The organism is Pseudomonas sp. S3_B08 (assembly GCF_054667725.1).
Map to the genome: position 1 here is coordinate 396,578 of NZ_CP162750.1, position 26,384 is coordinate 422,961.

The following is a 26,384-nucleotide window of genomic DNA, read 5'->3' on the forward strand; positions in this document are numbered from 1 at the left end:
TCTTGGGCCTTTCTACACTGCCGCTATTCCGGGGAGCAGGGGCAAAGGATGAACCGCAATGAACTACGCAAGGCCGACATTAACCTGATGGTGGTGTTCGAGACCCTGATGCTCGAACGCAACGTGACCCGCGCGGCGGAGAAGCTGTTTCTTGGCCAGCCGACCATCAGTTCGGCACTCAACCGTTTGCGCACGATGCTCAATGATCCGCTGTTCATCCGCGTCGGCCATCGCATGGAGCCGACGGCCCGCGCTGAAGATATTTACCGCCATCTCAAACCGGCACTGGATTCACTGTCGGCGGCGCTGAGCCTGACCCGCGATTTCGATCCCGCGACGAGCACCATGACCTTTCGCATCGGCCTGTCCGACGACGTCGAATTCGGCCTGCTGCCGCCGCTGTTGCGCGCGTTGCGCCAAGAGGCGCCGAGCGTGGTGTTCGTGGTGCAACATGTCGATTACTGGCGCATTCCCGACCTGCTCGCTGCCGGCGATATCACCGTCGGCATCAGCCAGACCCGCGGTCTGCCGGCCAACGCCAAACGCAAACTGCTGCGGCACATCCAGCCGAGCATCCTGCGCGCCGATGCCTCCGATACGCCGCTGACCCTCGACGAATATTGCGCTCGCCCGCATGTGCTGGTGTCACACACGGCCAATGTCAGCGGTTACGCCGATGAGTGGCTGGCGGAACTGGGGCGCACGCGGCAGGTGGTGTTGTCGGTGCCGCAGTACAGCGCACTGCCGGCTTTGCTGGCCGGCACCGACCTGATCGCCAGCCTGCCGGATTACACCGCAGCGGCGATGGCGGCGTCCGGGGCGCTGTTCCAGGAACCGTTCCCGTTCAAGACGCCAACACTGGACCTGTCGATGGTCTGGCTCAGCCACGTCGACAGCGACCCGGCCGAACGCTGGCTGCGCTCGCGGCTCGAAGCGTTCATGAGTGAACGGCCGCTTATTTCGTCCTGACAAGCACCACACAACCCTGTGGGAGCGAGCCTGCTCGCGAAGCCGTTCGGCAGGCGCAGATGTGCAACCTGAAAGGACGCTTTCGCGAGCAGGCTCGCTCCCACAAATGACGCTGTGTGATTGTGGTATATGTACGCCCCCCGCATCCGCCGACTGGAGATCCGCAATGCCACACCTGCACATGGAATACACCGCCAACCTGACGCAGTTGAACGCTGACATCGCCCTGATCCGGCTCAACAACACGCTGGTCGGTTCCGGTCAGTTCGGCGCGGAGTTCGATATCAAGAGCCGCGCGATCAAGATCGACAACTTCAAGGTCGGCACGGCGCAGGGCGAGCGTGCCTTCGTCCATGTGAAACTGGCCTTGCTCAGCGGGCGCTCGGCGGAGATCAAGAAGCAGCTCTCGCAAAGTCTGCTGGCAGTGTTGCAGGAACTCTGCGAATGGCCGGCCGGGCTCGAAGTGCAACTGTGCGTGGAACTGCTCGACATCGATCGCGAGTCCTACAGCAAAGCCGCCATCGGCATCTGACGTTCAGGCGTTTTCCAGCTCGCTGCACACCTGAATCACCTGCTCGCGCAGCCAGACGTTGGCGCTGTCCTGATCGGCGCTCTGGCTCCACTGCATGTCGAGGGTGAAACCCGGCAGGCCGTTGGGCGCTTCGCAGTGGTTGAACACTGCGTCGTTGGTCAGCAGACGCTGGATACGCCGGGGCAGGGTGAGGATGAAATCGGTGCCGGTGATCATCTTCAACGCGGCGCTGTAGCTGTTCGATCGGGCCACTATCTGGCGCTTTTGCGCTTGCCGCGCCAGCCAGCCGTCGACCATGTTGGTGCTTGAAGTCCACGGCGTTGGAAACACATGCCGACGTTCGGTGAATGCTTGCAGGCTCAGGCGCGGTTCGAGTGGGGTGGCGCGTTTGTCGAAGACGCAGACCAGGTCATCTTCCAGCAACATCCGTGATTTCAGATCCGCATGCTGGCGGTGAAAGTGCGGGCCGAAACTGATCACCAGATCGAGGCTGCCGTCGCGCAACTCTTCGGCCGGAACGTCGGTTTCGAATTTGTGCATGTTGACCATCACTGGCAAGTCGTCGAAATCGAAGCGCTTCAACAGTCGCGGCAGAATCAATTGCTCGAAGTATTCCGGGGCGCAGATGTTGAAAGTCACCGCCTGCCGGCTCGGGTCGAAGGCCGGGGCACCGGCATGACAGAGGTTGATGCTTTCGAGGATTTTCTGCACATGGCCGTACATGCTGCAGGCCTTGTAGGTCGGGCGCATGCCGGTGCGGGTGTTGATGAACAGTTCGTCTTCGAAACTGGTGCGCAGTTTCTTCAGGCAATAACTGACGGTGGACTGGCTGACGAACAGGGTTTCCGAGACATCGGTCACACTGCTCTGCTCGTACACGGCGACGAATACCATCAAGTCCTGCATATCGAGCTTGCGAAGCAAATTACTGTTCAGCATGAGTTCCGTCTCGCTGTGCCCCTTGCGCAGAATTCGCGCAAACGTGTGCGTACGATCCTAACGGAACGATGGTGCCAGGAGAAACCCTCGTAGGACATTTCACGGACACATGTGGGACAGAAACTTTTAGCAACACGACGTTGCCAATCTCGTGCGCAAAAGATGGCCAGAGGCCTCTAGGCCGGGCAGGGCAAGTGACGTGTGTAGTCGCGAGGGTTGAAGCGCACGACCATCAGCAGCATGAGCACCACTACTGCAGTCAGCGCCCACCACGCGCCTTCGAAACTGCCCAGCCGATCACGAATGATCCCTGCCAACAGCGGCGACAGTCCTGCGATCAGATAACCGATCCCCTGTACAAACGCGGTCAGGCCACCGGCGCGCTGCGGCTCGTCGCAGTGATCCAGAGCGACGATCAGGCTCATCGGAAACAGACCGCCAATCCCCAGCCCCAACAGACAGGGCCATAACAGGGCCAGAGATGGCGGGGCGAGAATCAGCCCGCAGAAACCGCCGATGATCAGCAACAGCAGAACCGCCAATATCCCACGCCGGTCACGGCTGCGATTGGCAATCGCGGGCACTACCAGCCCGGAAATGACCTCCATCGCTGTAAGAAAACCCAACATCAACCCGGCGGTTTGTTCACTCCAGCCTTTTTCTACGTAGTACGGGGCCAGCCAGGCGAGGACGCAGGTGTAGGACGCCGTACCGAGGCCAAAGAAAATCGCCAGCAACCAGGCGCGACGGCGCGTGATGAAAGGCTCCCGCTGGGTCACCCTTGATAGGGCTTGCGCTGGCTGCAAGCACCAGACCAGCAATGCGACCAATGCCAACGCCGCCCAGATGGCCAGCCCCACGCGCCAACTGCCGGTCTGCACCATCACCAGCGGCGCGAACGATGCGGCAATCGCGGCGCCGCCCATGATCGAAGTCACGTAGATGCCCATGCACAACGCCACGTTGTCAGCAAAGCGCGTCTTGATCAGCGCCGGCATCAATGCCTGAATCAGGGCTATGCCAATACCGGCCAGTATCGCGCTGACGATCAGCTCGACCGCAGAATCGATAAACAGCCGTGACACGTTCGCCAGCCCGATGACAAGCAGCGACAGCAGCACCGTGCGTTGTTCGCCCAGACGCTGGCTGATGCGCAGGCCGAAGAACATCGCCAGCCCCATGGCCATGACCGGCAGCATCGTCAGCAAAGAGGCAAGCGTGAAGCTCAACGGTATATCGCTACGGATCGCCGACAGCAGCGGCCCGATGGCTGCCATTGAGGGGCGCAGATTTAGTGCAACAAGAATGATCGCGAGTATCAGCCAAGCGGCGGGGCGGGAGTGATTCATCAGCAGGCCTTTGAGTGGGGAGGCTGATGATTAGGCGTCGCGGCGCGCGCATCGGCAAATCAGAAAACCCCGGGCCAGACCTAAAAACTCGATAACACCCCTGTCCCGATGTGGGAGCGAGCCTGCTCGCGAATGCGTTCCTCCAGACAAACATTCATTTGCTGACATTGCGCTTTCGCGAGCAGGCTCGCTCCCACAGAGGACATTGTGAAGTGCCTGAAACTGAATAAACCCTGAACCATTCTCAAATACTCGCAAACTTTCACGTTCGTACTCCGAGGCAACTAATCATTAGCATCTTTTTCACGAAAAATTGATCCATGCCTGCCTAAAGTTTGGCATGCCTCGGTGAATGAATTTTTCACAATCGACGAGGCTCTTCTTTCAGGAACAGTCACTCATCATGTTGAAGTTAAAAGCCGTGCGCCCGGAATGGGTGACGTTGTTTGCCAGCGCCTTTTTGTTGCTCGGTTTCAATCTGGTGCTTTGGCAACACCTGTTCGAGATCACCGCCGCCGATGGCAAGGGCATCGCCATGCGCGTGGCGTTCGGCGTGATGATCCTTGCCGCGTTCAATATCGTGCTGACGATATTCGCGTTCCGGCCACTGCTTAAACCACTTTTGACTCTTTTGTTTTTAGTCAGCGCCGGCGTGGCTTATTTCATGAGCCAATATGGCGTCATGATTGATGCGGGCATGTTGCGCAACTTTGCCGAGACCAACGCGACGGAAGTGCGTGATCTGCTTTCGTTGAAGTTGTTCGCTTATATTCTCTTGCTGGGTGTTTTGCCGTGTTTGTTGTTGTGGAAAGTACCGGTCAATTATCGGCGCTGGCATCGCGAGTTGTTCAGCAAAGTTATTGTCAGTGTTGCCTCGGCGGCGGTGATCGGCGTTGTGGCATTGGCCAACTATCAAGGTTTGTCGTCGCTGTTTCGCAATCACCACGAAATTCGCCTGATGCTGGTGCCGAGCAATTACATCGGCGCATCCATTGGTTATCTGCAAGAGCAAGTTGTCTCGGCGCAGCAGCCGTTCATCAAGATCGGCGAAGATGCCCAGCGCAACCCCGACTTGCAGCTACAGCCACGCAAATCCCTCACCGTGCTGGTGGTAGGGGAAAGTGCGCGGGCGCAGAACTTCGGCATTCTCGGTTACGACCGAGACACCACCCCGCAACTGGACAAAGAGGCTGGCCTGATCGCTTTCACTGATGTGCATTCCTGCGGCACGGAAACGGCTGTCTCGGTACCGTGCATGTTCTCCAACATGGGCCGCAAGGATTACAACGCCAGCAAGGCCAGGAATGAGGAGGGCTTGCTCGACGTACTCAAGCGCGCCGGCATTGATGTGATCTGGCGCGATAACCAGTCCGGCTGCAAAGGCACTTGCGACCGCGTCACGGTGCAGGATGTCAGCAAGTTGCAAGACCCGGCGTTGTGCGCCAACAGCGAATGTCGCGATGAAATCCTCCTGCAAGGGCTGCAAAGTTTTATCGATCACTTGGACAAGGACACCGTGCTGGTTCTGCACCAGATGGGCAGTCACGGCCCGGACTACTTCAAGCGGTATCCCAAGGAGTACGAACACTTCACTCCGGTCTGTGAAAGTAACGCGCTGAACAATTGCAGCCGCGAAAGTATCGTAAACGGTTACGACAACACCTTGGTCTACACCGACCATGTGCTGGCAAGCCTGATCGATGTGCTGCGCAGCAATCAGGACAAAGTCGACACCGCCATGCTCTATCTGTCGGACCACGGCGAATCGCTGGGCGAGTACAACCTGTTTCTGCACGGCACGCCTTATATGCTGGCGCCCGAGCAACAGAAGCATGTAGCGATGCTGGCGTGGTTCTCTGACAGCTATCAGAAGGCCTATTCGGTCGACACCCATTGCCTGCAACTGAGCCGGGACAAGCCGCTGAGCCAGGACAATCTGTTCCACTCGATGCTCGGCCTGCTGGAAGTGCGCAGCAGCGTCTATCAACCTGCCTTGGACATGTTTGCCGGCTGTCGTGGCGCGGTGATCGACGGCGTGTTGGCCAAGCAGTGAAGCGTTTCCTGCCCGTCGCGCCAATGCGACGGGCCTTTCTGTTTCTGCTGTCAGACTATTCTTGCTGACAGGCAAGACATTTCCTTACAGCTCTTGCCCTTCAAAGGCGCGTAAATCGTCGGTGGCGATATATACTGCGCGCCATTCTTCAAGGGAGAGCCGTGTGGCTATCGATATTCACTGGATTCGCGACAACGAAAGCCTCGCGCAGTTTTGCGCCGAGTGGCAGCAGCTGCCGTTCGTTGCCCTCGACACCGAATTCATGCGGGTCGACACCTTCTATCCGATTGCCGGCCTGTTGCAGATCGGCGACGGCAAACGCGCCTACCTGATCGACCCGCTGACCATCAACGCCTGGCAACCGCTGGCCGAGTTGCTGGAAAACCCGGCGGTGCTGAAAGTCCTGCACGCCTGCAGCGAAGACCTCGAAGTACTGTTGCGCCTGACCGGCAGCCTGCCGGCGCCTCTGTTCGACACGCAACTGGCCGCCGCTTACCTGAACCTCGGCTTTTCGATGGGCTACTCGCGTCTGGTGCAGGAGGTGCTCGGCATCGACCTGCCAAAGGGCGAAACCCGTTCCGACTGGTTGCAGCGCCCGCTGTCCGAAACCCAGATCAGCTATGCCGCCGAAGATGCCGTGCATCTGGCCGAGGTGTTCGTCGAGTTGCGGCCCAAGCTGTCCGACGACAAGTTCGCCTGGGTGCTGGAGGATGGCGCCGAACTGGTCGCCAACCTGCGCCGCGAAACTGATCCTTACGAGGTGTATCGCGAGGCGAAACTGGCGTGGAAGTTGTCCCGTGCACAACTCGCCGTGCTGCGTGAGCTGTGCGCCTGGCGCGAAAAAGAAGCCCGCGCCCGCGACCTGCCGCGCAACCGCATCGTCCGTGAACACTCGCTGTGGCCCTTGGCCCGCACGCAGCCGGATAACCTCGCGGCGCTGGGCAAGATTGAAGACATGCACCCGCGTACCGTACGTCAGGACGGTCAGTTTCTGCTTGATCTGATCAAGCGCTCTGGCAGTGCGGGGCCAGATCAATGGCCGCCGGCAGTGCCGGAGCCGTTGCCGATCGAAGCCGCTGCGTTGATCAAACAACTGCGCGCGCTGGGTCAGGCCGAGGCCGAACGCCTGGGTATTGCCCCGGAACTGATGCTGCGCAAGAAAACCCTCGAAGCCCTGGTCAAAAGCGGCTTCCCCGAGGGGCCTTACCAATTGCCCGATTCGCTGCGTGGCTGGCGCCGCGAATTGCTCGGCCAGAAGCTGCTCGACAGCTTGGCCACCGCCGGAGAACAGCCTTGAAACGTATTTGCTCCATCTACCAAAGCTCCAAGCGCAGCGGCATGTATCTCTACGTGCTCAAGAGCGATGCGCTCGAGCGCGTGCCGGAAGCGCTGATGACGGCTTTTGGCAAAGCGAAGCATTCCTTCGATCTGGTGCTGTCGCCCGAGCGCAAGCTGGCCAGCGAAGACATCACCGTGGTTCTGGAAAACCTCGACAAGCAGGGCTATCACCTGCAAATGCCACCGGCCGAGGACGAGTACATCGAGCACTTGCCCGAAGAGTTGCTGCGACGCAACGACCCGGTCTGACCCGCGAGGCCCTGTTCTGGGCCTCGGTTAACCCTGGAACTGTTTTTACCGCGATGGCCGGCCCGACCCCGGCGGCTGTCTGCACGGTTTGCGAAAGGTTTGAAGATGCGCGTTCTGATTGCCGAACACGACTACGCGATATACGCCCGCCTGCTGCGTCAGGCGCTGCCCGAGCTTGAAATCCTGACCAGCGGCGACTCCGCCGAACTGGCGCGTCAGGCCGCCGATTGCCCGGTGTGGCTGGGCCAGCCGGATCTGCTGGCGACCTTGCTGCGCCAGGGCCATCAACCGCAATGGCTGCAATCGACCTGGGCCGGCATCACGCCGCTGCTCGCCGACGGCCTGCGCCGCGACTATCGCCTGACCCGCGCCGTGGGAATCTTCGGTCAGGTCATGGCCGAATATGTTTTGACCTACATCCTCGGCCACGAGCGCGAAGTGCTGGCGCGGCTGGTCAGCCAGGTCGAGCGCAAGTGGGACAACCGCAGCGGCCAGAGTCTGGTCGGGCGCAAGGTGCTGATCGTTGGCACCGGTGACATCGGCCAGAGCGTTGCGCAGTTTCTGCGGCCGTTCGGCGTCGAGCTGTACGGCATCGCCAGCAGTGCCCGCGAACAGGCACCATTTGTCGAAGTCGGCGCGCTGGCCGATCTTCCGCGATTGGTGGGCGAAGTGGATTACGTGGTCAATCTGCTGCCGAACACCGAACACACCCACGATATCTACGACGCGGCGCTGTTCAAGCAATTCAAGCCGACCGGATTGTTCATCAACGCCGGGCGTGGCGTCGCAGTGGTCGATGCCGATCTGGTAGAAGCCTTGAAGGAAGGGCATCTGGCCGGCGCGGTAATCGACGTCTGCCGTCAGGAACCATTGCCGCAACGCCATCCATTCTGGACCGCGTGGGGCTTGCTCCTGACCGGGCACAGCTCGGCACCGACCTCGCCGGCGCTGATGGTGGATTTGTTTGTGCAGAACCTGAAAGCGTATGAGGCAGGTGAGACGTTGCGTGGGGAAGTGGATTTCACCCGCGGTTACTGACTCTCCACTGATTTCACTGTGGGAGCGAGCCTGCTCGCGAAGAGGGCGTGTCAGTCGACAACAGCGTGTCTGACACAGCGCTTTCGCGAGCAGGCTCGCTCCCACATTGGTTTCAAAGTGTAGCCACCAGTTTGCTCAGCGGGCGGCGCTGGTGCGGACAAGCGGATTTACCGGCAGTCGCCAGCGCTTGGCCCCCGCGCCCGCTGGCACTAGACTGGCGGCCTTTTCACCACCTTGATGTTGATGCTTGAGCCATGGCCGCCATAGTCGAACCGTTCTGGAAACGCAAAACCCTCGATCAACTCGATCACGAGGAATGGGAATCGCTGTGCGACGGCTGCGGTCTGTGCTGCCTGCAAAAGCTCGAGGACGAAGAAGACAACAGCGTCTATTACACGCGCATCGCCTGCAAACTGCTGGATCTGAAAACCTGCCAGTGCAGCGATTATCCGAACCGGATCAAGTTTGTCCCTGACTGCATTCAGCTCACGCCGGGTCAGGCGGAGGAATTCAAGTGGCTGCCGCCGACCTGTGGTTATCGTCTGGTCAGCGAGGGCAAGGATCTGCCGTTATGGCATCACCTGGTGTGTGGCGACCGCGACGCGGTGCACCATGAGCGGATTTCCCAGTCCGGGCGCATGCTCGCCGAAGGCAGCGTGCCGGAGGATGACTGGGAAGATCATCTGATTTTTCGCGCGGGCTGATGAGGTGGTGAGTTGTTGAACCCGTAAAGATCAAAAGATCGCAGCCTTCGGCAGCTCCTACAATGGAAAACGTGATTCCGTGTAGGAGCTGCCGCAGGCTGCGATCTTTTGCTTTAAAGCCTCAGACGCCGGCCTTCGGCGAGGTCAGCGAATCATTGCCGGTGACGGTCGCCGTTTCCGTGGCCACTTCGGCATTGGTCTTCAACTTGCTCAGTTCTTCCCCGGCGCGTTCGATCTTCGCCCGCACGTTGCTCATGTCCTGACGGCCTTTTTCCAACAGGCTTTTCGCCGAGCAGTGCCCGGTAATGCCACGGGCCACGGCCATGCCGCCGAGCGCCACTTGAATCAGGCCGAACACGCCGCCACGGCGCAGGCCCTTGCCGACCATCAGCACGCCGCCGGTCAACGAGCCGACGCGCTCCCAGCCATGCACATTCTTGTGCGAAGGCGACTGGAACGGGGTGGATTCGATGCGTTCTACGCGTTTGAGCTCGCTCATGATCTATCTCCAGGCAGGGTGCGATTGATAGATAAGCTGACTGCCAGGGCGGTCAGCTTGTTCCATCGAATGTGCGACGCTTCAGCGGAATTTCGGCCCGGAGCGGGTGTTCAGGCCCTTGGCCATGCGGTCGTAGAGCACGACGTTGACCGTGGCGGCGAGATTCATGCAGCCGGTGGTGGGGATGTACACGACGTCTTCGCACCAGTCGCGAATCTCTTTATCCAGCGAGCCGTCTTCCGGGCCGAAGATGTACAGGGCGCGGTCGGGGTGGGTGTATTCCGGCAGCGGCCGTGCGCCTTCGACCAGCTCTACCGCGACGGGCACGCAGTTGAGCGGAAGGATTTTTTTCAGGTCGTCGATGCCGATCAACGGGATGTCGTAGTGCACGCGCTTGGTGTCGGTGACGAAATCGGCCGCGCGTTCATAACGCTTGCCGGTGTAGAACACCGACGCCACGCCGTAACAGCCTGCGGCGCGCATCACCGAGCCGACGTTCTCCGGTGATTTGGGGTTATACAAACCAATGCAGCTGTACCGTTTGTCTGCCACGAGCGGGGTGCCTTCGGGAAAAAGAGGGCGATTATACGGGGATTGGGGGAGGGCGGGCAGATTCGAGATTTGTGGTGCCTGGCCGGCCGCCTTCGCGAGCAGGCTCGCTCCCACAGGGGAACGCATTTCAACTGTGGGAGCGAGCCTGCTCGCGAAAGGGCCAGCTCAGGCGATGAAGATCTTCAATCTTCTTTTTCATCAAGCCAGCCAGGGCCGCAAACGGGTTATGCGTGGCCTTGGCGATCTTCGGTGTGCTCAGCGAGCCGTCGCCGAAATACTGCTGATCGGTGTAACGCGAGTGCTCGTTGTCGTGGCAATACAGGCACAACAGCTCCCAGTTCGAGCCGTCCTGCGGGTTGTTGTCGTGGTTGTGGTCACGGTGATGCACAGTCAGTTCGCTCAGGCGCTTGCCGGAAAACTCACGGGCGCAGCGGCCGCAGACGTGCGGGTACATTTTCAGGGCCTTGTCGCGGTAGCCCATTTCCTTGTCGCGCTGGTTGTCGGCGAGGATGCGGTCCAGCTTCGACGTGTTGGTGGGGGTGGACGAACTCATGGGTTCACCTTTGCAGAAAGACTGATGACGGTTATGCGCAGTTTAGCTCAGCCCTTGAGCTTCTCGGCAATCCAGATCGTGTGACGGGTGCCCTTGTTGCCGTGGGCGAAGACCTGGACTTCTTCGGCCTTGAAACCGGCCTTCTTCAATTTGTCGGAAAACTGTCGGTCGGCGCTGGCCGACCATACCGCGAGAACACCTTTGGGACGCAGCGCCTTGGCGCAGGCATTCAGACCTGCGGCGGAATACAGCCAGCTGTTGGCCTTTTGAGTCAGGCCTTCGGGGCCGTTGTCAACGTCAAGCATGATCGCATCGAAACCGTTCGGCTCGCTTTGCAGCACGTTGGCCACATCTTCCATGCGGATCACCGTGCGCGGATCGAGCAATGGCCGACCGGACTTCTCCCCGAGCGGGCCGCGATTCCACTCGACCACGCCGGGCACCAGCTCAGCGACCACCACCTCGGCGGACTTGCCCAGATGCTTGAGTGCCGAGGCGAGGGTGAAACCCATGCCCAGGCCACCGATCAACACCCGCGAATTCGACCGGCCGGCGACCTTGCGGCAGGGGATCTCTGCCAGTGCGTCCTCGGAACCGTGCATGCGCGTGTTCATCAACTGTCCGCCGTCGCCGCCCTGGATCTTGATGACGAAATCCTCGCCATACTCGAACAGGCACAGGGCACCGCCGTTTTCAGGGATCGGGGTGGTGTCGAGCAGAACGAAACGTTTCATGGAAATCTCTAAAGGGGGGAAGGCAAGCAGGCGCGTTGGGAGTAGCCTGAGCACAGACTAAAGGCCAAACGGAGCCCTTGATGAAGCGCACCATTCTAACGGTCATTACCCTGGCCGCGCTCGCGATTACTGCAGTGCAGGCCCAGCAGAGCGTTCCGGTCAGCCCGACGCCGCAGCCCGGCTCGCCCGGCACCGCGACGCCGACACCGTATCCGCAGATCACCCCGATCACCCTGCCCAAGTCGGGCGCCGGCAGCGGCAGCCCGCCGCTGGTGCCGATCGAAATGCCCAGCCCGCCGAGCAAGGATCAACCGGTGCCGGGCATCGAGCCGAACGGCAACAAGGTCAAATCCCCGGGCGGCTAAACCTGTTGCGCGGCGAGCTGGCCATCGGCCATGCGCAGGCGTTTGGACAGCGAGACGGCGAGGGCGCGGATGATTTTTGCGGCGATTTTCGGTGCGTCGTTGAGCATTTTTTCCAGCGAATCCTTGCCCAGGTTGAGCAACTGACAGTTGCTCGCCGCGATACACGTGGCCGAACGACGTTCGCCATCAAGCACGGCCATTTCACCGAAGGCCCGGCCGCTGCGCAGGGTGGCCATGGTGATGACCTGGCCGTCAGCGCCGGTTTTCTGCACGGCGACCTGGCCGGTGTGGATGATGCACATGAAACTGCCGGCATCGCCCTCGCGAAAAATCGCCTCGCCTTCAGCCACGGTGCTGATGCTGAAATAGCCGGAAGCGGCCGCGAAGTCGGCCAGCTGCAATTGATCGAACAGGCCACAGTCCATCAGCCAGTCGCGGATTTCGTTGTTCAGAAAGGTCGGTTCGGACATGTCGATGCGGTCTTTTTGTTATCACATTTCAAGGCTATACACGGATCCCGTAGGAATGGGCTTTTGTGGCGAGGGGATTTATCCCCGCTCGGCTGCGCAGCAGTCGCAAATCCTGCCAACTCGGTGCTTCAGGAATACTGAGTTTGCAGGTTTTGGGGCCGCTTCGCAGCCCAACGGGGATAAATCCCCTCGCCACAAGGGTCTGCTGTAAGACCCAAGCCACCCACAGAGTTCCTCAGGCAATCTGCAAAACCTTGAACACAAATGCATATTCGAGCGCTACGTCACGTAATCCCTGATAGCGCCCGCTCATACCGCCATGCCCGGCGCCCAGTTCGGTCTTGAGCAGCAGCACATTGTCGTCGGTCTTGGTTGCGCGCAATTTTGCTACCCACTTGGCCGCTTCCCAGTACTGCACGCGGCTGTCGTTGTAGCCGGCGATCACCAGCAGTGGCGGATAAGCCTGCGCGGTGACGTTTTCGTACGGTGCGTAAGCCTTGATCCGATCATAGACGTCCGGTTCTTGCGGGTTGCCCCATTCGTCGTATTCGGTGACGGTCAGCGGCAGATCGGGGTCGAGCATGGTGTTGAGCACGTCGACGAACGGCACTTCGGCAATCGCCACGCCGAACAGGTCCGGGCGCTGATTGAGTACCGCGCCGATCAGCAGGCCACCGGCGCTGCCGCCGCTGATCGCCAGTTTTTCCGCCGTGGTGATGCCGTTGAGGATCAGAAACTCAGCGCAAGCGATGAAGTCGCTGAAGGTGTTGTGTTTGTGTTCCTGCTTGCCGGCGCGATACCAGGCTTCGCCCAGCTCGCCGCCGCCGCGTACGTGGGCAATGGCGAAGGCCATGCCGCGATCGAGCAGGCTCAGGCGGGCGTGAGAAAACCACGGATCGAGGCTGGAGCCGTAAGCGCCATAACCATACAGATACAGCGGCACCGGTTTACCTACCATCTCGCGCTTCATCACCAGACTGATCGGCACCTGCGTACCGTCCGGGGCGGTCGCCCACAGGCGTTGGCTGACATAGGCGTCGGCATCAAATTGGCCGAGTACCGGGGTTTCCTTGAGCACCGTTTGCTCGCCGCTGGCAAGAATCAACTGGCGCACCTGGGCCGGGCGATTCAACGCTTCGTAGCGCAGGCGAATGCGGTCGCTCTCGAATTCCAGGCTGTTTTGCACGTGGAGGCTGTAGGCCGCATCGGGCAATTGCACGCGATACGGCGCCGAGCCCTGCGGGTGAACCTCGATGATCGGCAGGCCACCTTCGCGCAGACTCAAAGTCATCGCCTCGGTGTTGAGGCTGACACCGTCGAGCATCACTTCTTCGTTGTGCGGGATCAGGTTCTGCCAGTCGGCCTCGCTCGGCGGCACGCCAGTGTCCGGAGCCTGATACAGGGCGAAGTTGATGCCGTCGCGGTTGGTACGGATAAACCATGTCCAGACGCCATCGAGCAGGCCGTGGTCGACATCGTATTCATGATCTTCGACCCGTGGCGCCAGGCAGGTGAACGGCAGGTGCGGCTGATTGGCATCGAGCGCCCAGACTTCGCTGGTGGTCTTGCTGCCCAGCGACAGCAGCAATTGCTGCTCGGAACTGGAACGGTAGCAGTGCAGGAAGAAACGCCCGTCCGGCTCATGGAAAACTTCTTCGGCCGCAGTGCCGTCGAGGCGATAACGGAACAGTTTGTGTGGGCGGTGGGTATCGTCGAGTACGCCGAAAAACAGGGTCAGGCTGTCATTGGCCCAGGTCATGCTGCCGTCGCAGTCTTGAAATTCCAGTTCGCTGATCTTGTCGTTGGACAGTTCCTTGACGAACAGCGTGTAGATCTCATCGCCCGAGGTGTCGACGCTGTAGGCCAAACGTTGATGGTCCGGGCTGATGCTGAACGCGCCCAGCGAGAAGAACCCGCCGTTGGCCAGCTCATTCGGATCGAGCAGCAGTTGCTCGCGGCTCTCATCGAGGGTCAGGCTGTCGTCCGCCGGACGCGGGCAGCGGTAGTGCCGGGCGTATTCGTCGCCCGCCGTGGTGCGCGTGTAATACAGGTACGGGCCCCATGGGGAGGGCAGGGACAGGTCGGTTTCGAGAATCCGGCCCTTGATCTCTTCGAACAGGGTTTCACGCAGTTCGGCCTGATCGGCGGTTTGCGCCTCCTGCCAGGCGTTTTCGGCCTTGAGGTAATCGAGCACCGCGTCGGTGTCGCGCTCCTGCAGCCAGGCATACGGGTCGGCACCGGGCGCCCGGTGGGCAATCGGGGCAGTCATGACATTGGCGGATTGGGGCATGGAAGGCTCTCGGACAATATTCGGAATTGGGTTGTTCGCAGGTCTTGAAAGCGCCGCAGCCCGTGTGGGAGCGAGCCTGCTCGCGAAAGCGGTGTGTCAGGCAACGCTGTTGCAACTGACAGTCCGTATTCGCGAGCAGGCTCGCTCCCACAGGGGCGGCTGCTGGCCGTCTGGTATTGGGACAAGCCGCATGGGCGAAAAGTCGTTACTATAAGCGCCTATTTGCCTGCCTTGCCATGGACACCATGACCGAGAACGACTATCTGATCGCCTGGGGCCTTTACGCCTTTGCCGCCGTGGGCTGCCTGCTGGTATGGATGCGCCTGACCACCTGGATGTGGCGCTGGCTGCGCGAGCCGCTGCGTGTGCTGATGGCGGTGTTGCTGTTCAGCCCGACCATCGTCGATCCGGTGAAAGCCAAAGTTGCACCGGCCATCGCCATCACCGCCCTGGACATGCTGTTCAAGGTCGGCAACAACGCCTGGCGCGCGGTTTCCGATCTGTTCATGTACGGCATGATCGCCTTCGGGGTGTATCTGGTTTTCGTTTTGATCCGCCTGCCGATCGAGCGTGCCTCGGCAGCACGGCGTGAACGCGCCGAGGCCGCCAAGGCTGCGGCCCGTGCCGAAGAGCGCGACGATGATCAACCGTTCGGCGGCGCCGGTGACGACCGCTACGGTCGCCCGCCAGTGCCGAACAATCCGCAGCGCATGCGGGTCGAGCCACGTCTGTAACCCGAGAGTCCGCACATGTGTGAATTACTGGGCATGAGTGCCAACGTGCCGACCGACATCGTGTTCAGCTTCACCGGCCTGATGCAGCGTGGCGGACGCACCGGCCCGCACCGCGACGGCTGGGGCATTGCCTTCTACGAAGGGCGGGGCCTGCGGCTGTTTCAGGACCCGGCAGCGAGCAGCGAGTCGGAAGTTGCCAACCTGGTGCAGCGTTATCCGATCAAGAGCGAAGTGGTCATCGGCCATATTCGCCAGGCCAACGTCGGCAAGGTCTGCCTGTCCAACACCCACCCGTTCGTCCGCGAACTGTGGGGGCGCAACTGGTGTTTTGCGCACAACGGCCAGCTCGCCGACTTCACTGCGATCAAGAGTTTCTACCGACCGGTCGGCGATACCGACAGCGAAGCGGCGTTCTGCGATTTGCTCAACCGGGTACGCGCAGCCTTCCCCGAGCCGGTCGATATCGAAGTGCTGCTGCCGGATCTGGTCGCAGCGTGCGCCGAATATCGCAGCAAAGGCGTGTTCAATTGCCTGCTCAGCGACGGTGACTGGCTGTTCTGTTATTGCTCGACCAAACTCGCCCAGATCACCCGCCGCGCCCCGTTCGGCCCGGCGCGGCTCAAGGATGTCGATGTGATCGTCGACTTCCAGGCCGAAACCACGCCCAACGACGTGGTCACGGTGATTGCCACCGAGCCTCTGACCGAAAACGAAACCTGGACCCGTTACGAACCGGGCCAATGGAGCCTGTGGCGACGCGGCGAATGCGTCAGCCAGGGCAAGACCGAATAAGGATTTGCACCCATGTTGCTCAGTTATCTACGGCTGGTGTTGTTTGCGGCGGGCCTGTTGATCGGTGTCCAGGTGCCGGGGTTCATCAACGATTACGCCCAGCGTGTCGAAGCGCACCTGATCGAAGCGCAGACCGGTCTGCGTGGTTTCCAGGGCACGGCGGATCAGTTTTTCAAAGGCGATATGCAGGCGCTGGTCGCACATTACCGTGCCAGCGAAGACCCGATTTTTCGCAGCGATGCCGACAGCCTGAACACCTTGCTCACCCGCCAGGTCGCGCTGGACAAGCAATTCCAGGCGATGCAAGGCCCGTGGTATGTGCGCTTCCTGCAAGTGGTGCTGGCCGCCGATCCGGATATTCGCAAGGAAACCTGGAACGGCTACAGCTACCAGATCCTGCTGACGCCAGAGGCGATGATCTGGGGCATGAGCGGCGCGTTGCTGCTGTCGTTCGGCGTCGAATGCCTGTTCCGCCTGATCGACTGGGTCGTCCTCGGCGGCCGCCGCCTGCGCCAGAGCCGGCCGATCGAAGATCGCGATGTGCGCGGTTTGTAAGACTTGCACAATCCCCTCTGGCAAGAGAGGCCTTATGGCATGGGGGATTCTGTGGTGAGTGGGCTCTGGGGTGAGTGGGTTCTGTGGTGAATGGGCTCTGTGGTGAATGGGCTATGGGGGGAGTGGGTTCTGTGGCGAATGAGTTCCGTGGCGAGTGGGTTCTGTGGTGAATGAGTTCTGTGGCGAGGGGATTTATCCCCGTTGGGCTGCGCAGCAGCCCCAAAACCTGCACTGAAAGACCGCGTTGGCCGCAATCACGACTGCTGCGCAGCCGAGCGGGGATAAATCCCCTCGCCACGTAATCATTCAGTAAGGGTGATGTAGTCCTTGCCGACCTTGTGCGCATACCCCGCCAGGACCTGCTGACACAACGTCACGATCTCCTCGACCCACTCAACCCCGACCCGCCACGACACCACCACCGGCAGATTCGCCGGCCGCTGCTCGATGTCGAGCAAGATCAATTCGCCCCGTGCCAGCTCCTCGGTCACCAGCACCGGCGGCAGCGCGCCGATACCGAAGCCGTCGCGCAACAACCGGGTGATCGCCGACACCGAGTTCACGCAATTCAAGCGTGGCGCCATGACGCCGCTGGCCTGCATCAGCGCGACGATATCCTGATGCGGTCGTGAGTTTTTCGAATAGGTGATGATCCGCTCCTGCGCCAGTTCGGCGAGGTCGGCGTAGTCGCGGTTGTAGATCGAATTGCTCGCGACAATCCAGCCCAGCGGATGGCTTGCCAGCTCGAGGCTGCGCACGCTTTCGTGACGGACCAGATCGGTTTGCAGAACCAGATCAAGGAAGCCTTTTTGCAGTTGATCGCAGAGGTTCAGCGCGGTATCCGCGACCAATTCGATTTCCACCCGTGGGTACAGATCGGTCATCTGCGCCACCAGCGGGCTCAGCCAGGTATGGATCACTGTGTCCATCACGCCGATACGCACCCGGCCGACCTTGCTCGAACGGGTCTCGATCGACTGCTTCAGCGCCGCCATGGTGTCGAGCATCTGCTCGGCATAGTCGAGCACTTTCAGGCCTTCCGGGGTCAGGCTGACGCCGCGTGAGTCGCGCAAAAACAGCTTTACGCCCAGCTCGCCTTCGAGCACCGCAATGCGGCTGGAAATCGATGCCTGGGTGGTGAACAGCTTGTCAGCGGTCAGGCGAAAACTCTTCAGGCGCGCGACCCAGACAAAGGTCTCGAGAAACTTCAGATTCATGGACAAGGCTCGAGTGACAAATTTTTCTTATGCCTAAGGCGGGTTTTTATTCGTTGGACGGCGCAGGGCAGAGCGACGAAAAATCGACGCATCCGGTTCCCACGATAGGCGTCGTCGGAGCTTCGAACAAGACCAATAAAAGCCCTGCGGAGATTTGCCATGAGTGCTCCCGATACCCTCCCTTTATCCAAGCCTGCGGCTCGCCCCGGACCTTTCGACTGGTACCGCAACATCAACCAGCAGGAGCGCCGCACGTTCTGGAGCTGCAAGATCGGCTACGGTCTGGACGGTATGGACACGCAAATGCTCAGCTTCGTCGTGCCGACGCTGATCGCGATGTGGGGCATCACCACGGGCGAAGCGGGGCTGATTCACACCAGCACCCTGATCGCCTCGGCCATCGGCGGTTGGGTCGCCGGGATTCTCTCCGACCGCATCGGCCGTGTGCGCACCCTGCAACTGACGGTGCTGTGGTTCGCCTTCTTCACCTTCCTCTGCGGCTTCGCGCAAAACTACGAACAATTGTTGATCGCGCGCACGTTGATGGGCTTCGGTTTCGGCGGTGAATGGACCGCTGGCGCAGTGTTGATCGGTGAAGTGATCCGCGCCAAGGATCGCGGCAAAGCGGTGGGCATGGTGCAATCCGGCTGGGCGCTGGGTTGGGGCCTGACGGCGATTCTGTACGCGCTGCTGTTTTCGGTGTTGCCAGCGGAAGATGCCTGGCGCGCGCTGTTCATCCTCGGCATCGTGCCGGCGATATTCGTGATTTTTGTCCGTCGCCTGGTGAAAGATCCGGAGATATATCGCGAAGCCAAAGCCGCGCAAACTCCGGAAAACCCGGCGAAGTTCTACGAGATCTTCGCACCGGGCATGCTCTTCACCACGTTTCGCGCTTCTTTGCTGACCACCGGTGCGCTGGGCGGCTACTACGCGATCACCTCCTGGCTGCCGACTTTCCTCAAGAACGAGCGCGGTTTGAGCGTGCTCGGCACCGGTGGTTATCTGGCGATGGTGATCGTCGGTTCCTATGTCGGTTATGTGATCAGCGCGTATCTGACCGACCTGCTGGGGCGGAAAAAGAACTTCATTTTGTTTGCCGTCGGCTCGTTCACTATCGTTCTGCTTTACACGCAGATGCCGGTCAGCAATGGCGTGATGCTCTGGCTGGGCTTTCCGCTGGGCTTCTTCGCCTCGGGAATTTTCAGCGGCATGGGTGCGTTTCTCACCGAACTGTTCCCCACGCGGATTCGCGGCTCGGGCCAGGGTTTCTGCTACAACATCGGCCGCGCACTGGCGGCGTTGTTCCCGCTGTTGATCGGCCTGCTCAGCCAGAAAGTGCCATTGAGCATGGGCATCGGCGCCTTCGCGGCGGTGTCGTATGGCGTGGTGATTCTGGCGGCGCTGAGCCTGCCGGAAACCCGTGGCAAGCAACTCGACGCGCAGTAACTGATACCCTGCGCAGAAGTCTCCTACAGATAAAAAGACCAGCAGCTACAGGAGTGTTCACCGTGAGCCGCCTGCTATTGAATTGCGACATTGGCGAGAGCTTCGGCAGCTGGACCATGGGTCTGGACACCGAAGTCATGCCCTTCATCGATTGCGCCAATGTTGCCTGCGGTTTCCATGCCGGCGACCCGAGCATCATGCGCAAAACCGTGGCGGTGGCGCTCGAACACGGCGTGCAGATTGGCGCGCACCCGGCCTATCAGGATCTGGTCGGATTCGGCCGACGCTCCATGGCGTATTCCGCGCAAGAGCTGCAAGACATCCTGCATTACCAGATCGGTGCCCTCGACGGCATCTGCAAGGCGCAGGGCGGGCGCGTGAGCTACGTCAAACCCCACGGCGCGATGTACAACGACATGATGGCCAACCCGGCGCAGTTGCGCGCGGTGGTGCAGGCCGTGGCCGCGTATGACCGCAGCTTGCCGCTGATGTTGATGGCGACCCGAGACAACGCTGCGACGCAGCAAATTGGCGATGAATACGGCGTAACGCTGTGGTTTGAAGCGTTCGCCGACCGTGCCTATGACAGCGCCGGCCGGCTGGTCTCCCGGCAATTGCCGGGCGCCGTGCATCACGATGCCGAAAAAATCATCGAGCAAGCGTTGACCATCGCCCGTGGCGGCGAACTCAGCGCCAGCGATGGCAGCGCCTTGATCCTGCGCGCCAATACCTTGTGCGTCCACGGCGACAACGCCAGTTCCGTGGCCGCGGTGCAGCGCATTCGCCAAGCCTTGCAGCAGTCGAGTGCGTCATGAACCCACGGATTGAAGTGGTGGCGCTCGACTGCCTGATGCTGCGTCTGTTCGATGAAATCGCCGAAGCCAACATGCCGTGGCTGCTCGCCGCCAGCGAGCGTTTGCGCACGGCGTTTGGTGCACAGTTGATCGATCTGGTGCCGTCCTATACGACGTTGATGGTGCATTACGACCTGACGCTGTTGAGTCCTGCTCAGGCGCGTGACTTGATCGCCGAAGCGCTGATCGATCTGGCGCCGAATGCGCGCCGTGCCGGGCAGTGTCACGTCTTGCCGGTCTGGTACGACTTGAGTGTCGGCCCGGAACTGAGCCTGCTGGCTGAACGCAGCGGGCTGCCAGTGGCGGAAGTGATTCGTCGGCACAGCGCACGGGAATATCAGGTGTTCGCGCTGGGCTTTGCGCCGGGTTTTGCCTTCATGGGTCTGGTCGAAGAAATGCTCGCCGCGCCGCGCTTGAGCACGCCGCGCAAGAAAGTTGCCGCCGGCAGCGTGGGCATCGCTGAGCGGCAGACGGCGGCTTATCCGGTAGTTTCACCTGGTGGCTGGAACCTGATCGGGCGCACCCCGGCGCAACTGTTTGATCGCCATCGCGACGGCTACAGCCTGATGCAACCGGGCGACACGGTGCGCTTCGAAGCCGTCGATCACGCCGAATTCATACGCTTGGGCGGCGATGACACCCCACTGGAGGCGCTGGCATGAGTCGATTGATGATCGAGGCCAGCACGCCGCTGTGCCTGTTGCAGGACGCCGGGCGGTTTGGCGTGCGGCATCTGGGCGTGACCCAGGGCGGCGCGGCGGATTGGTGTTCGATGAGCTGGGCCAATTGGCTGCTCGGCAATGAGCTGGATGCAGCAGTGGTTGAAATCACCCTCGGCGGGTTTGCTGTTGTGGCTGAAGAGGATTGCCTGCTGGCGCTGGCGGGAGCGGATCTCGGCGCGCAGATCGACGGCCAGCCGCTGGCGCCGTGGCGCAGTTTCAAATTGGCGAAAGGCCAGACATTGCGATTTACCCAGCCGTTGCTTGGCGCTAGAGCTTATCTGGCGGCCCCCGGTGGGTTTACTGCGCCTAAGGTGCTGGGCAGCAGTGCCACGGTGGTGCGCGAAGAATTGGGCGGGCTTGATGGCATGGGCCTTCCGCTCGCCAAAGGGGCGGTGCTCGGTTACAGCGGCGAAGCGTTGGCAGTACGGGAAATGCCTTCGGCGCTGCGGCCGGATTTCAAAACGCACGCGCCTTTGGACTTGGTGCTCGGCGCACAGATCGGCCAGTTCAGCGGGCAGAGCCTGTTCGATGTCTTCAACAGCGCCTGGACCATCGACAGTCGCGCCGACCGCATGGGCATCCGCCTGCTCGGCGCGCCGCTGCAATATCAGGGCGCGCCGATGATTTCAGAGGGCATTCCCTTGGGCGCTGTGCAGGTACCGCCCGATGGCCAACCGATCGTGTTGCTCAATGATCGCCAGACCATTGGCGGATACCCGCGCCTGGGCGCTTTGACGCCGCTGGCGCTGGCCAGGCTGGCGCAATGTCTGCCAGGGGCAACGGTGCGATTCATTCCGGTAATGCAGGAGCAAGCCTGGAAAACGCATCAGAACTATCTGAGGTCCTACGCGTAACGTGCATGGTTTCGTACCCAAAACCGAGACGCTTCCTGGCAGCTAAGTACGTCGCCTTACAGTCGTGACTGTGAGCATATGAAACGATTGCCCTTCATCTCTCACAAGGAAGTTACAGATGCGTTATATGAAAGTCAGTGCCCAAACCAGCGCGGAAGGTGCCGTGAGCGTCGTCGAGTTCCATGATCGCGCCAGAGCTGATGTGGTCTACAAGGCCAGAGTCGATCGTTTTGGTAGTCTGCAACGGGTAGACGCCGGTGACGCCGATAGCGAAGCAATGACAGACCCGATCGAAAAATTTCTGTCTACCGCCAATTCCGATATCCGGCGCATGTTTGTCAGGCACCTTCAAACCGGACAGAACGGCGCCTGTATGGAGCTGATTGCCGAGGGCAGGGTTGCGCAAGGTCCGGCTACCGGTGTGCGGTTTCGCTTCTTTGATGCGCAAGGTCAGATGCAAGAGGAACTGCTGACAAGGCCGGAAACCCGGCAGGAAAAGGCCAACCGTTTACAGCGCGAAGCTCAGCAGCGCAATGAAATCGTGCGGCAGGCGAAACAACGCGGCGTGTCTCCTCCGCCTGTTTGCGAAACGGATGACCGAGCCTTCATGGACAGACTTTGCGAGGCCTACATCAAATCGGGCTGGTAATTCTTTGATCATTCCCGCGCTCAGCGTGGGAATGATCAGGCGGTCATTTGGACAAGAACCGCATCCCTTCTTCAAGTCCGCGCAGCGTCAGCGGATACATCTGATCCTCGATCAGATCGCGGACGATGTTGGTCGACGAGGTATAGCCCCAGGTGTCCTTCGGATACGGGTTGATCCAGATGAGCTTCTTGTATTTCTCCATGAAGCGCTGCATCCACACGTAACCCGGCTCTTCGTTCCAGTGCTCGACGCTGCCACCGGCCTGGGTGATTTCGTACGGCGCCATCGCGGCGTCACCGATAAAGATCACTTTGTAGTCGGCGCCGTATTTATGCAGCAGATCCTGGGTCGAGGTGCGTTCGGAAGTGCGGCGCATGTTGTTCTTCCACACTGATTCATAAATGAAGTTGTGGAAGTAGAAATACTCAAGATGCTTGAACTCGGTCTTGCAGGCCGAGAACAATTCCTCGCAGATCTTTACGTGCGCGTCCATCGAGCCGCCGATGTCGAACAACAGCAGCAGCTTCACCGTGTTGCGCCGTTCCGGGCGCATCTGGATGTTCAGCAGGCCGGCATCCTTGGCGGTGTGGTCGATGGTGCCGTCGATGTCGAGTTCTTCCGCCGCACCCTGACGGGCGAACTTGCGCAGACGACGCAGGGCGACCTTGATGTTGCGCGTGCCCAGTTCCACCGAATCGTCGAGGTTCTTGTACTCGCGCTGATCCCAGACCTTGACCGCTTTGCCCTGACGCTTGCCGGCATCGCCAACGCGGATGCCTTCCGGGTTGAAACCGCCGGAACCGAACGGGCTGGTGCCGCCGGTGCCGATCCATTTGTTGCCGCCGGCGTGACGTTCCTTCTGTTCTTCCAGACGCTTCTTGAATTCCTCGATGAGCTTGTCCAGCCCGCCAAGGGACTGGATCTGCGCGCGTTCTTCGTCGCTCAGCGAACGCTCGAATTCCTTGCGCAGCCAGTCTTCGGGAATCAGCGCCTGCAAGTGATCGTCGAGTTTCTCCAGGCCATTGAAGTAGGCACCGAACGCGCGGTCGAACTTGTCGAAATGGCGCTCGTCCTTCACCAGAATCGCCCGCGACAAGTAGTAGAACTCGTCCATGTCGGCGAAGGTCACGCGCTGTTTCAGCGCGTTGATCAGGTCGAGCAGCTCGCGTACCGACACCGGCACCTTGGCTGCACGCATTTCGTTGAACAGGTTGAGCAACATGGCAGCAGCCTCTTAGCGGGTGCCGCGCCGGCTCATGAACGCCAGGCGCTCAAGCAGTTGCACGTCCTGTTCGTTTTTCACCAGTGCGCCTGCCAGCGGCGGAATGGCTTTGGTCGGATCGCGCTCGCGCAGCACCGCTTCGCCGATGTTGTCGGCCATCAGCAGTTTCAGCCAGTCGACCAGCTCGGACGTCGAAGGCTTTTTCTTCAGGCCCGGTACCTTGCGCACGTCGAAGAACACGTCGAGCGCTTCGCTGACCAGGTCCTTTTTGATGTCCGGGTAGTGCACGTCGACGATTTTCTGCAGGGTAGTGCGGTCGGGGAAGGCGATGTAGTGGAAGAAGCAGCGGCGCAGGAAGGCGTCCGGCAGCTCTTTCTCGTTGTTGGAGGTAATGATGATGATCGGGCGTCTCTTGGCCTTGATGGTCTCGTCGATTTCGTAAACGTAGAACTCCATCTTGTCGAGTTCTTGCAACAGGTCATTAGGGAACTCGATGTCGGCCTTGTCGATTTCGTCGATCAGCAGAATCACCCGCTCTTCGGACTCGAAGGCTTCCCAGAGCTTGCCTTTCTTCAAGTAGTTGCGCACGTCGTGGACTTTTTCATTGCCCAGCTGCGAGTCGCGCAAACGGCTGACCGCATCGTACTCGTACAGACCCTGATGGGCCTTGGTGGTGGACTTGATGTGCCAGGTGATCAGCTTCGCCCCGAACGACTCGGCCAGTTGCTCGGCGAGCATGGTCTTGCCGGTGCCCGGCTCACCCTTGACCAGCAGCGGCCGTTCCAGGGTGATGGCGGCGTTGACCGCCAGCTTCAGGTCATCGGTGGCGACGTAGGCCTGGGTGCCTTCGAACTTCATCTGCAAATCCTCGAACGGTAACGCTGACCTTGCGGGCAGGGCGGGGCGAATAATCGGATGCCCGACTATAACGCGCACGCCGGTCGACTGTGAACGCAGACGGCTTATTCAGTCTCTGAATGGAGCGTCACATGTTGACTCAGTCTCGGCGGATGGCCAGTATTTCGGTATCGCCGATTTGGCGATAGCCTTTCTTACTCGGTTAGTAAAAAGGGCAGAAAATCGATGTTACCCATGAAACGGCCGCGTCTGCGATCTGCGCACGTCCTGTCGGATTTCAGGTTGGCGCTGACATTTATCAATGGTCAGGAACTGACAGTTGATTTGGGGATGGATATTCATACTTATCCAGGTCTGCGGCCACTGCTTGATCGCGAAGTCTTTGCGACTGCCGTAGTCGGGGACGAGGGTTGGATCGTTGAATGGGTTGAACCCGACGTACAGATCGGTGCAGACACCTTGTATATGGATGCGCTAGCGCAAAATGCCCAGGATGAGAACACGCGCATTTTTATCGATTGGCGCGCCCGTACCGGACTTTCTCTCAATGATGCGGCCGAAGCGCTCGGTGTGAGCGCTCGCAGCATCAGCCGTTACAGCAATGGGCGTGAAGCAGTGCCACGTTCTTTGGCGTTGGCCTGTCTGGGCTGGGATTCGCTGCAACAGCGTTCATCGATAGCGGCCGAAGACACAGGTCGATATGTCGTCAACCGCAAAAATTAACCCTCATCCGGCTTCGGCCGCTCATATCGCGCATTGAATGCCTGGATGAAGCCATTGCGCAAAATCTGCAAAAACGCTTCGAAGGCGTTGACGTTCTGCTGGTGAACATTGCCGCTGAGTTCGACTCGCGTGGCGAACTGGTTTTTGTTCTGGTTTTTCAGCACGGTCTCGGTGCCGCCGACCAGTGCTTCCCAGATTGAGCGGAACAGGCCTTTGTTCTTGTTCTCGACGTCCTGCTGCCAGTTGAATACGTCGACGTCGCGCAGCAGAGGTTTGATGTAGCCGGTGAGCCGGGCTTTCTCTGCCTTCGCTTCGATAACCACGTCGCCGTGACCGGCGTTGAAGTCGAACTTGCCGTAGGCGGCGGCGAAGTCGTTCATGCGTTTGAGCTCGATGTCGCGAGCGCGCAGACGGAATTCAAAGTCTTCGAAGTTGCTCAGTGGATCGAAGGTGGCGGTGGTTTCCAATGGCGCGTGGCCCAGCAGCAAGGCCTTGCCTTCAAAGCGGGCGTCGCGTTTGCCTTCCTTGTCGACCACATTGGTCAGGTTGTAGATGCTGGCGTTGACGTTGCTGGCATTCATGTTCACCGGCGGCTTGGAATTGAAGTTGCGGAAGGTGATACGGCCGTCGTTGATCTGCACTTCATCGAGGGTGATCGGCAGCAGCTTGCCCAATTGTTCACGCCAGTCGGTGCCCTGACCGGTTTGCGAGTTCTGCTTGTTGGGGCCACCGTCGACGAAGTTGATTTCGGGATTGAGGAATTGCACCTGCGCGACCACGGCATGGTCGTACCAGAGCGAATGCCAGCTCACCGACAGGTCGATCAACGGCGCATCGACGAACGGCACCGGGACCTTGCCGTCGACCTTGACGATTTTCAGGCCGTTGATTTTGTACGCACCACGCCACAGCGCGAGGTCGACATCGGTGATCTGTCCACGGTAATCGCCCATGTCCGCGAGCTTGTCATTGAGGTAGTCGCGTACCAGATAGGGCAGGGCGAAATGCAGGGCGACCAGCAGCACCACGACACCCGCCAGGGTCCAGAGCGGCCAGCTGTAACGACGTTTCATGCCATTGTTCCTTCAAGAGTGTGGCTTGACGATTCAAAGCGATTGACTCCG

General features: G+C 60.2%; 29 protein-coding genes. 17 read left to right on the forward strand and 12 right to left on the reverse strand.

The window, feature by feature from the left end:
- Nucleotides 1-48 precede the first annotated feature (48 nt).
- Nucleotides 49-969, forward strand: a complete 921-nt coding sequence (locus AB4N73_RS01900; RefSeq protein ID WP_122691656.1) for a LysR substrate-binding domain-containing protein — start codon at nt 49-51, stop codon at nt 967-969.
- Between the two features lie 166 nt (nt 970-1,135).
- Nucleotides 1,136-1,501: a 5-carboxymethyl-2-hydroxymuconate Delta-isomerase gene (locus AB4N73_RS01905; RefSeq protein ID WP_041478855.1), complete on the forward strand. Its 366-nt coding sequence runs from the start codon at nt 1,136-1,138 to the stop codon at nt 1,499-1,501.
- A gap of 3 nt (nt 1,502-1,504) precedes the next feature.
- Here AB4N73_RS01905 and AB4N73_RS01910 read toward each other — a convergent pair whose 3' ends face one another.
- Together AB4N73_RS01910 and AB4N73_RS01915 are read right to left on the reverse strand one after the other, a co-directional pair.
- Complete coding sequence (locus tag AB4N73_RS01910; RefSeq protein WP_252887457.1) at nt 1,505-2,440, reverse strand: LysR family transcriptional regulator; 936 nt, start codon at nt 2,438-2,440, stop codon at nt 1,505-1,507.
- Nucleotides 2,441-2,616: 176 nt separating this feature from the next.
- On the reverse strand, nt 2,617-3,789 hold the full coding sequence (locus AB4N73_RS01915; RefSeq protein ID WP_460142868.1) for a cyanate transporter: 1,173 nt from the start codon (nt 3,787-3,789) through the stop codon (nt 2,617-2,619).
- A 403-nt stretch (nt 3,790-4,192) separates the two neighbouring features.
- Between AB4N73_RS01915 and AB4N73_RS01920 the strand changes: the two genes are divergently transcribed.
- From AB4N73_RS01920 to AB4N73_RS01940, 5 genes are all read left to right on the forward strand, one after another.
- The gene (locus AB4N73_RS01920) at nt 4,193-5,842 is read left to right on the forward strand and encodes a phosphoethanolamine transferase (RefSeq protein WP_041478852.1); all 1,650 of its coding nucleotides are present in this window, start codon (nt 4,193-4,195) and stop codon (nt 5,840-5,842) included.
- 163 nt (nt 5,843-6,005) lie between these two features.
- Entirely contained in the window at nt 6,006-7,139 is a 1,134-nt protein-coding gene (gene rnd / locus AB4N73_RS01925) for a ribonuclease D (protein ID WP_460142869.1), read from the forward strand.
- Nucleotides 7,136-7,429 carry a YcgL domain-containing protein gene (locus AB4N73_RS01930; RefSeq protein WP_041478850.1) on the forward strand — a complete coding sequence of 98 codons (294 nt, stop codon included), beginning with the start codon at nt 7,136-7,138 and terminating at the stop codon, nt 7,427-7,429. The genes rnd and AB4N73_RS01930 overlap by 4 nt, the downstream gene beginning before the upstream one ends.
- A gap of 105 nt (nt 7,430-7,534) precedes the next feature.
- On the forward strand, nt 7,535-8,467 hold the full coding sequence (locus AB4N73_RS01935; RefSeq protein WP_353188738.1) for a D-2-hydroxyacid dehydrogenase: 933 nt from the start codon (nt 7,535-7,537) through the stop codon (nt 8,465-8,467).
- Between the two features lie 254 nt (nt 8,468-8,721).
- Nucleotides 8,722-9,171 (forward strand): YcgN family cysteine cluster protein, encoded by a 450-nt coding sequence (locus AB4N73_RS01940; RefSeq protein WP_016771232.1) that lies wholly within the window; start codon nt 8,722-8,724, stop codon nt 9,169-9,171.
- 121 nt (nt 9,172-9,292) lie between these two features.
- Here AB4N73_RS01940 and AB4N73_RS01945 read toward each other — a convergent pair whose 3' ends face one another.
- The 4 genes from AB4N73_RS01945 to AB4N73_RS01960 form a co-directional block, all read right to left on the reverse strand.
- Nucleotides 9,293-9,670 (reverse strand): YgaP family membrane protein, encoded by a 378-nt coding sequence (locus AB4N73_RS01945; protein ID WP_110645006.1) that lies wholly within the window; start codon nt 9,668-9,670, stop codon nt 9,293-9,295.
- 81 nt (nt 9,671-9,751) lie between these two features.
- A complete protein-coding gene (locus AB4N73_RS01950) occupies nt 9,752-10,222 on the reverse strand; it encodes an RNA methyltransferase (RefSeq protein ID WP_007911337.1) in 471 nt (156 codons plus the stop codon).
- A gap of 127 nt (nt 10,223-10,349) precedes the next feature.
- On the reverse strand, nt 10,350-10,775 hold the full coding sequence (locus AB4N73_RS01955) for a YajD family HNH nuclease (RefSeq protein WP_460060184.1): 426 nt from the start codon (nt 10,773-10,775) through the stop codon (nt 10,350-10,352).
- 47 nt (nt 10,776-10,822) lie between these two features.
- Nucleotides 10,823-11,509 (reverse strand): spermidine synthase, encoded by a 687-nt coding sequence (locus AB4N73_RS01960; protein WP_236167963.1) that lies wholly within the window; start codon nt 11,507-11,509, stop codon nt 10,823-10,825.
- 80 nt (nt 11,510-11,589) lie between these two features.
- Between AB4N73_RS01960 and AB4N73_RS01965 the strand changes: the two genes are divergently transcribed.
- Nucleotides 11,590-11,874 carry a hypothetical protein gene (locus AB4N73_RS01965; protein ID WP_016771228.1) on the forward strand — a complete coding sequence of 95 codons (285 nt, stop codon included), beginning with the start codon at nt 11,590-11,592 and terminating at the stop codon, nt 11,872-11,874.
- On the opposite strand, the gene AB4N73_RS01970 is transcribed toward AB4N73_RS01965, so the two are convergent.
- Entirely contained in the window at nt 11,871-12,344 is a 474-nt protein-coding gene (locus tag AB4N73_RS01970) for a cyclic nucleotide-binding domain-containing protein (protein ID WP_016771227.1), read from the reverse strand. The genes AB4N73_RS01965 and AB4N73_RS01970 overlap by 4 nt on opposite strands.
- A 235-nt stretch (nt 12,345-12,579) precedes the next feature.
- Nucleotides 12,580-14,634 carry a S9 family peptidase gene (locus AB4N73_RS01975; RefSeq protein ID WP_460142870.1) on the reverse strand — a complete coding sequence of 685 codons (2,055 nt, stop codon included), beginning with the start codon at nt 14,632-14,634 and terminating at the stop codon, nt 12,580-12,582.
- Between the two features lie 236 nt (nt 14,635-14,870).
- On the opposite strand from AB4N73_RS01975, the gene AB4N73_RS01980 reads away from it, so the two are divergent.
- The 3 genes from AB4N73_RS01980 to AB4N73_RS01990 are packed head-to-tail and all read left to right on the forward strand — an operon-like array spanning nt 14,871 to nt 16,715.
- On the forward strand, nt 14,871-15,368 hold the full coding sequence (locus AB4N73_RS01980; RefSeq protein ID WP_041478845.1) for a hypothetical protein: 498 nt from the start codon (nt 14,871-14,873) through the stop codon (nt 15,366-15,368).
- A gap of 15 nt (nt 15,369-15,383) precedes the next feature.
- Nucleotides 15,384-16,160, forward strand: a complete 777-nt coding sequence (locus tag AB4N73_RS01985; protein ID WP_041478844.1) for a class II glutamine amidotransferase — start codon at nt 15,384-15,386, stop codon at nt 16,158-16,160.
- A gap of 12 nt (nt 16,161-16,172) precedes the next feature.
- Nucleotides 16,173-16,715 (forward strand): DUF2937 family protein, encoded by a 543-nt coding sequence (locus AB4N73_RS01990; protein WP_024012023.1) that lies wholly within the window; start codon nt 16,173-16,175, stop codon nt 16,713-16,715.
- A 302-nt stretch (nt 16,716-17,017) separates the two neighbouring features.
- On the opposite strand, the gene AB4N73_RS01995 is transcribed toward AB4N73_RS01990, so the two are convergent.
- Nucleotides 17,018-17,932, reverse strand: a complete 915-nt coding sequence (locus AB4N73_RS01995; RefSeq protein WP_095180652.1) for a LysR family transcriptional regulator — start codon at nt 17,930-17,932, stop codon at nt 17,018-17,020.
- A gap of 159 nt (nt 17,933-18,091) precedes the next feature.
- Here AB4N73_RS01995 and AB4N73_RS02000 point away from each other — a divergent pair, with 159 nt between their 5' ends.
- From AB4N73_RS02000 to AB4N73_RS02020, 5 genes are all read left to right on the forward strand, one after another.
- Nucleotides 18,092-19,378: an MFS transporter gene (locus AB4N73_RS02000; protein ID WP_016771221.1), complete on the forward strand. Its 1,287-nt coding sequence runs from the start codon at nt 18,092-18,094 to the stop codon at nt 19,376-19,378.
- A 62-nt stretch (nt 19,379-19,440) separates the two neighbouring features.
- On the forward strand, nt 19,441-20,193 hold the full coding sequence (locus tag AB4N73_RS02005; RefSeq protein ID WP_460142871.1) for a 5-oxoprolinase subunit PxpA: 753 nt from the start codon (nt 19,441-19,443) through the stop codon (nt 20,191-20,193).
- Nucleotides 20,190-20,894 carry a 5-oxoprolinase subunit B family protein gene (locus AB4N73_RS02010; protein WP_460142872.1) on the forward strand — a complete coding sequence of 235 codons (705 nt, stop codon included), beginning with the start codon at nt 20,190-20,192 and terminating at the stop codon, nt 20,892-20,894. Before AB4N73_RS02005 ends, AB4N73_RS02010 begins: the two co-directional genes overlap by 4 nt.
- Entirely contained in the window at nt 20,891-21,808 is a 918-nt protein-coding gene (locus AB4N73_RS02015) for a 5-oxoprolinase subunit C family protein (RefSeq protein ID WP_460142873.1), read from the forward strand. Before AB4N73_RS02010 ends, AB4N73_RS02015 begins: the two co-directional genes overlap by 4 nt.
- A gap of 118 nt (nt 21,809-21,926) precedes the next feature.
- The gene (locus tag AB4N73_RS02020; protein ID WP_056783600.1) at nt 21,927-22,457 is read left to right on the forward strand and encodes a hypothetical protein; all 531 of its coding nucleotides are present in this window, start codon (nt 21,927-21,929) and stop codon (nt 22,455-22,457) included.
- 43 nt (nt 22,458-22,500) lie between these two features.
- Here the strand turns inward: AB4N73_RS02020 and AB4N73_RS02025 are convergent, their stop codons facing one another.
- Nucleotides 22,501-23,679, reverse strand: coding sequence for a vWA domain-containing protein (locus AB4N73_RS02025; protein WP_016771218.1), 1,179 nt, complete (start codon nt 23,677-23,679; stop codon nt 22,501-22,503).
- Between the two features lie 12 nt (nt 23,680-23,691).
- The gene (locus tag AB4N73_RS02030; protein WP_406228499.1) at nt 23,692-24,537 is read right to left on the reverse strand and encodes an AAA family ATPase; all 846 of its coding nucleotides are present in this window, start codon (nt 24,535-24,537) and stop codon (nt 23,692-23,694) included.
- A 225-nt stretch (nt 24,538-24,762) separates the two neighbouring features.
- Here AB4N73_RS02030 and AB4N73_RS02035 point away from each other — a divergent pair, with 225 nt between their 5' ends.
- Nucleotides 24,763-25,260 carry a helix-turn-helix domain-containing protein gene (locus AB4N73_RS02035; protein ID WP_056783602.1) on the forward strand — a complete coding sequence of 166 codons (498 nt, stop codon included), beginning with the start codon at nt 24,763-24,765 and terminating at the stop codon, nt 25,258-25,260.
- Here the strand turns inward: AB4N73_RS02035 and AB4N73_RS02040 are convergent.
- Nucleotides 25,257-26,333, reverse strand: coding sequence for a DUF748 domain-containing protein (locus tag AB4N73_RS02040; protein ID WP_056783605.1), 1,077 nt, complete (start codon nt 26,331-26,333; stop codon nt 25,257-25,259). The two genes, AB4N73_RS02035 and AB4N73_RS02040, sit on opposite strands and share 4 nt — an antisense overlap.
- Between the last annotated feature and the right edge of the window lie 51 nt (nt 26,334-26,384).

Coding starts and splice junctions, on each gene's coding strand:
- AB4N73_RS01945 (WP_110645006.1), bottom strand. CDS start 9,670: ATGAGCGAGCTCAAACGCGTAGAACGCATCGAATCCACCCCGTTCCAG.
- AB4N73_RS02030 (WP_406228499.1), bottom strand. CDS start 24,537: ATGAAGTTCGAAGGCACCCAGGCCTACGTCGCCACCGATGACCTGAAG.
- AB4N73_RS01935 (WP_353188738.1), top strand. CDS start 7,535: ATGCGCGTTCTGATTGCCGAACACGACTACGCGATATACGCCCGCCTG.
- AB4N73_RS02025 (WP_016771218.1), bottom strand. CDS start 23,679: ATGTTGCTCAACCTGTTCAACGAAATGCGTGCAGCCAAGGTGCCGGTG.
- AB4N73_RS01955 (WP_460060184.1), bottom strand. CDS start 10,775: ATGAGTTCGTCCACCCCCACCAACACGTCGAAGCTGGACCGCATCCTC.
- AB4N73_RS02010 (WP_460142872.1), top strand. CDS start 20,190: ATGAACCCACGGATTGAAGTGGTGGCGCTCGACTGCCTGATGCTGCGT.
- AB4N73_RS02000 (WP_016771221.1), top strand. CDS start 18,092: ATGAGTGCTCCCGATACCCTCCCTTTATCCAAGCCTGCGGCTCGCCCC.
- AB4N73_RS01905 (WP_041478855.1), top strand. CDS start 1,136: ATGCCACACCTGCACATGGAATACACCGCCAACCTGACGCAGTTGAAC.
- AB4N73_RS01980 (WP_041478845.1), top strand. CDS start 14,871: ATGGACACCATGACCGAGAACGACTATCTGATCGCCTGGGGCCTTTAC.
- AB4N73_RS01915 (WP_460142868.1), bottom strand. CDS start 3,789: ATGAATCACTCCCGCCCCGCCGCTTGGCTGATACTCGCGATCATTCTT.
- AB4N73_RS01995 (WP_095180652.1), bottom strand. CDS start 17,932: ATGAATCTGAAGTTTCTCGAGACCTTTGTCTGGGTCGCGCGCCTGAAG.
- AB4N73_RS01940 (WP_016771232.1), top strand. CDS start 8,722: ATGGCCGCCATAGTCGAACCGTTCTGGAAACGCAAAACCCTCGATCAA.
- AB4N73_RS01965 (WP_016771228.1), top strand. CDS start 11,590: ATGAAGCGCACCATTCTAACGGTCATTACCCTGGCCGCGCTCGCGATT.
- AB4N73_RS01960 (WP_236167963.1), bottom strand. CDS start 11,509: ATGAAACGTTTCGTTCTGCTCGACACCACCCCGATCCCTGAAAACGGC.
- AB4N73_RS02040 (WP_056783605.1), bottom strand. CDS start 26,333: ATGAAACGTCGTTACAGCTGGCCGCTCTGGACCCTGGCGGGTGTCGTG.
- AB4N73_RS02035 (WP_056783602.1), top strand. CDS start 24,763: ATGTTACCCATGAAACGGCCGCGTCTGCGATCTGCGCACGTCCTGTCG.
- AB4N73_RS01900 (WP_122691656.1), top strand. CDS start 49: ATGAACCGCAATGAACTACGCAAGGCCGACATTAACCTGATGGTGGTG.
- AB4N73_RS01975 (WP_460142870.1), bottom strand. CDS start 14,634: ATGCCCCAATCCGCCAATGTCATGACTGCCCCGATTGCCCACCGGGCG.
- AB4N73_RS02015 (WP_460142873.1), top strand. CDS start 20,891: ATGAGTCGATTGATGATCGAGGCCAGCACGCCGCTGTGCCTGTTGCAG.
- AB4N73_RS01990 (WP_024012023.1), top strand. CDS start 16,173: ATGTTGCTCAGTTATCTACGGCTGGTGTTGTTTGCGGCGGGCCTGTTG.
- AB4N73_RS01970 (WP_016771227.1), bottom strand. CDS start 12,344: ATGTCCGAACCGACCTTTCTGAACAACGAAATCCGCGACTGGCTGATG.
- AB4N73_RS01910 (WP_252887457.1), bottom strand. CDS start 2,440: ATGCTGAACAGTAATTTGCTTCGCAAGCTCGATATGCAGGACTTGATG.
- AB4N73_RS01920 (WP_041478852.1), top strand. CDS start 4,193: ATGTTGAAGTTAAAAGCCGTGCGCCCGGAATGGGTGACGTTGTTTGCC.
- AB4N73_RS01985 (WP_041478844.1), top strand. CDS start 15,384: ATGTGTGAATTACTGGGCATGAGTGCCAACGTGCCGACCGACATCGTG.
- AB4N73_RS02020 (WP_056783600.1), top strand. CDS start 21,927: ATGCGTTATATGAAAGTCAGTGCCCAAACCAGCGCGGAAGGTGCCGTG.